The sequence below is a fragment of the Flavobacterium sp. AJR genome, assembly GCF_002156885.1.
Taxonomy (GTDB): domain Bacteria; phylum Bacteroidota; class Bacteroidia; order Flavobacteriales; family Flavobacteriaceae; genus Flavobacterium.
In genome coordinates, this window is the sequence record NZ_NCWQ01000169.1 from 1 (window position 1) to 2892 (window position 2892).

4 protein-coding genes and 1 tRNA gene are annotated in these 2892 nt (G+C 29.9%); 1 reads left to right on the top strand and 4 read right to left on the bottom strand.

The annotated features are described in order from the left end of the window. Positions 1 to 496: 496 nt before the first annotated feature. The 4 genes from B8T70_RS24475 to B8T70_RS23275 all read right to left on the bottom strand — a co-directional run bounded on the left by B8T70_RS24475 (position 497) and on the right by B8T70_RS23275 (position 2210). The gene (locus B8T70_RS24475; RefSeq protein WP_039114348.1) at positions 497 to 781 is read right to left on the bottom strand and encodes an immunity 17 family protein; all 285 of its coding nucleotides are present in this window, start codon (positions 779 to 781) and stop codon (positions 497 to 499) included. A gap of 187 nt (positions 782 to 968) precedes the next feature. Next, positions 969 to 1244, bottom strand: coding sequence for a hypothetical protein (locus B8T70_RS23265; RefSeq protein ID WP_086896411.1), 276 nt, complete (start codon positions 1242 to 1244; stop codon positions 969 to 971). Position 1245: 1 nt separating this feature from the next. Then, positions 1246 to 1626: a hypothetical protein gene (locus B8T70_RS23270; protein WP_086896412.1), complete on the bottom strand. Its 381-nt coding sequence runs from the start codon at positions 1624 to 1626 to the stop codon at positions 1246 to 1248. A 155-nt stretch (positions 1627 to 1781) separates the two neighbouring features. Continuing rightward, positions 1782 to 2210, bottom strand: a complete 429-nt coding sequence (locus B8T70_RS23275) for a DUF5713 family protein (RefSeq protein ID WP_242667556.1) — start codon at positions 2208 to 2210, stop codon at positions 1782 to 1784. Between the two features lie 465 nt (positions 2211 to 2675). On the opposite strand from B8T70_RS23275, the gene B8T70_RS23280 reads away from it, so the two are divergent. Then, positions 2676 to 2748: transfer RNA gene (locus tag B8T70_RS23280), tRNA-Met, on the top strand. Positions 2749 to 2892: the final 144 nt, after the last annotated feature.

Sequence of the window (2892 nt, forward strand, 5' to 3'; positions counted from 1 at the left end):
GTAGATATGTGTGATAAATTTCACACTATATTTATTTTCAAATATATATTTTTTTTTCACTACAATTTTCAAAAGGCTTTTTAATTTGAGTGATGCTTTTTGGCATTTATATGAGTGGTAAAACAAACAACAAGCTGAAAAAAAATAAGATACGCATGCTAAAATACTGTAATAAGCCAAGATAATATGGTTAGATAATTGAATGCTTCCAACTACTAAGACAAAGCTTCAGAGAAATCTGGAGCTTTTTTTTATGCAGTAATTTTTTCGTCTGTCATCCTGAGCGAAGTGGAAGGAACGCAAAGATAATTACGCAAGAAATGCGTAGAAAGCAACTCTTGTTTAATTGCTTTAGATTGTGGATGCGAAGTTAGGAGATATTCGCACAGCTTTCCATGAGAACTCTTCGGGGAGTAGGGTAAAATAAATATGTAAACTTATTTTAGGACGAGACAAACGTTTGAGGCACGAATTGCAAATCCGTGCTATCGGGTATTCAAAATGATTTATAATAAAAAAATATAATCAAACATATTATAGTTACAGTTGCTGATAGTATTGTAATATAAAGTCTGACTAATTTTTCACCAAAAATATTTATCCAAAAGAACATTCCTCTTTCATAATAATTTCCATTTTTATTTATAATCCAATCCCATTTTCTAATACTCCCTATAAAAAATAAAAGTGAAATAGCAGAAATAGACAGATAAAAATATTCTGGGTTTTGTTTTATGAAATTTGAGAATATGTCACTATATTTTGTTAAGTATTCATCCATTTTTTAATAATTATTTTTGTCAGGCAAGTGGTCGTGAAAGCATGACACATAACGTCTCAGTACTACTGAGGATTTGATAGTAAATTTAGTCCTATTTTTTTGCTTTGCAAATCATTCCAAGTACAAAATCAACTTTCCAGTAAGCCAATTGCCCCAATCCGTTGTAGTAACTATTAGCAACTGTTTTTTATTTTTCAGATGTTTCGTTTATGTTGTACAATTCTGGCGTTGCGCTAACTCTTGACAAAAAATGAATAGTTCCAGTTGTTTTGAACTTCTTTGTAGCCAGCACAATTCCACAAATTAGCCCGATTATTGAAATTATAATTCCTAAAATTAATCCGGCTAAATTTTGAAAATTGTAATAAACAATGCATCCAATTCCCAAACCTAACAAAGTTGGCGAAATCACAATTTTAAACCAACCAATCAATTCCGTTATTTTCTCAAGTATTTTGAACATTTTATTTTTCCTTTTCAATAACCATTTCTAATTCTAGTTTAGCTCCCAAACCCTCTGATTCACAAATAACGCTTTCATTTCCAACTTTAATTATTTTGACATTTATTTTTTGTCCCACAATTGAATGATTTTCGGAATCATTAAATTTTGTGTAAGTTAAAATATATTCACAAGCTGATACCCAATTTATTGAAGCTCGGAGTTCAATTTTATTTACTTTGTCAGTTTCTATTTGTTCAGTTTCATTTCGCAATATCTTCCAATTTTTGTAAATAGGATTGGTATATGTGAATTTACCCACTTTATAATCAGAACATTTTTTTTCTTGTGAATAAGTATTGAGATTAATGAGAAGGAATATTAACAAAATAGTTACTTTCATATATGGTTTTAAAATAGTTGCTAACGTTCTGCTAATACAGAGGGTTTGGGACTAAATTAAGCCCATTATCTAATTTGCTAAATCATTCCAAAATACAAAACCAACTTTCCAGTAAGCTAATTGCCTAAATCCGTAGTTGTAGCTGTTAGCATTTTTTACCATTCTCTGGGAGCAATCAGTTCTTCTACATCAGCATTGAATCCATATGCTTTAGCTATAAAGTCAAAGTCTGCCCCAATCGATTCTCTAGCACCAGTTTCAATCTCGCTGTTTTGCTCAAAGAATTCGTTTTGTAAATTATTTATTCTTATAGTTGCTGTATGTGTTAACTTATAAAGTTCGTCAAGATTTTTCGGCGATGTTTTTTCAATATCAATGCATAGTTCAATAAGAATTGTTTTCACTTTGTCAACGAGAAATTTTGGAAAATATGAATCAGCATACATATCTTTTAAATAAGCATAATTTTTCATTTTCTCGTTTTTTAAATTTTCTTGGTTTACAATTGAGTTTTGATTTTTCAATTGCTGACCATTACAAGAAAACAAAATCAGAGAAATTATTACAATAATATGTCTTTTCATTTTTATAAAATTAGTACTAACTTATTTATATGTGTGACAAAACTACACAGAGCTATCCAAATTTAGGTAGATATGTGTGATAAATTTCACACTATATTTATTTTCAAATATATATTTTTTTTCACTACAATTTTCAAAAGGCTTTTTAATTTGAGTGATGCTTTTTGGCATTTATATGAGTGGTAAAACAAACAACAAGCTGAAAAAAATTAAGATGCGCATGCTAAAATACTGTAATAAGCCAAGATAATATGGTTAGATAATTGAATGCTTGCCGTACTAAAAAAGCTTCAGATTTATCTGAAACTTTTTTTATGCAGTAAAGTATCTTGAAGTTTAATAAGTAAACTTATTCTAGGATGAGATAAACGTTTGTGCATAAGGTTGCAAATCAGCGTTATCGGGTATAATTCATTTTTTTCATTGTATAACCGTAAAGACTACGTATCTTTGCACCCGAAACAACGCGGGATAGAGCAGTAGGCAGCTCGTCGGGCTCATAACCCGAAGGTCACAGGTTCGAGTCCTGTTCCCGCTACTAAGACAAAGCTTCAGAGAAATCTGAAGCTTTTTTTATGCTTTTTATCATGGAGGAATTTGTTGTTTATATTTTATATTCAGAAAAGTTTAATAAAAATTATACTGGTTATACTTCTAATTTAATTGAAAGATTTAAATCCCA

Excerpts from the sequence above, each read along its gene's own strand:
- B8T70_RS24475 (WP_039114348.1), bottom strand. The coding sequence starts at position 781 with ATGGATGAATACTTAACAAAATATAGTGACATATTCTCAAATTTCATA.
- B8T70_RS23265 (WP_086896411.1), bottom strand. The coding sequence starts at position 1,244 with ATGTTCAAAATACTTGAGAAAATAACGGAATTGATTGGTTGGTTTAAA.
- B8T70_RS23270 (WP_086896412.1), bottom strand. The coding sequence starts at position 1,626 with ATGAAAGTAACTATTTTGTTAATATTCCTTCTCATTAATCTCAATACT.
- B8T70_RS23275 (WP_242667556.1), bottom strand. The coding sequence starts at position 2,210 with ATGAAAAGACATATTATTGTAATAATTTCTCTGATTTTGTTTTCTTGT.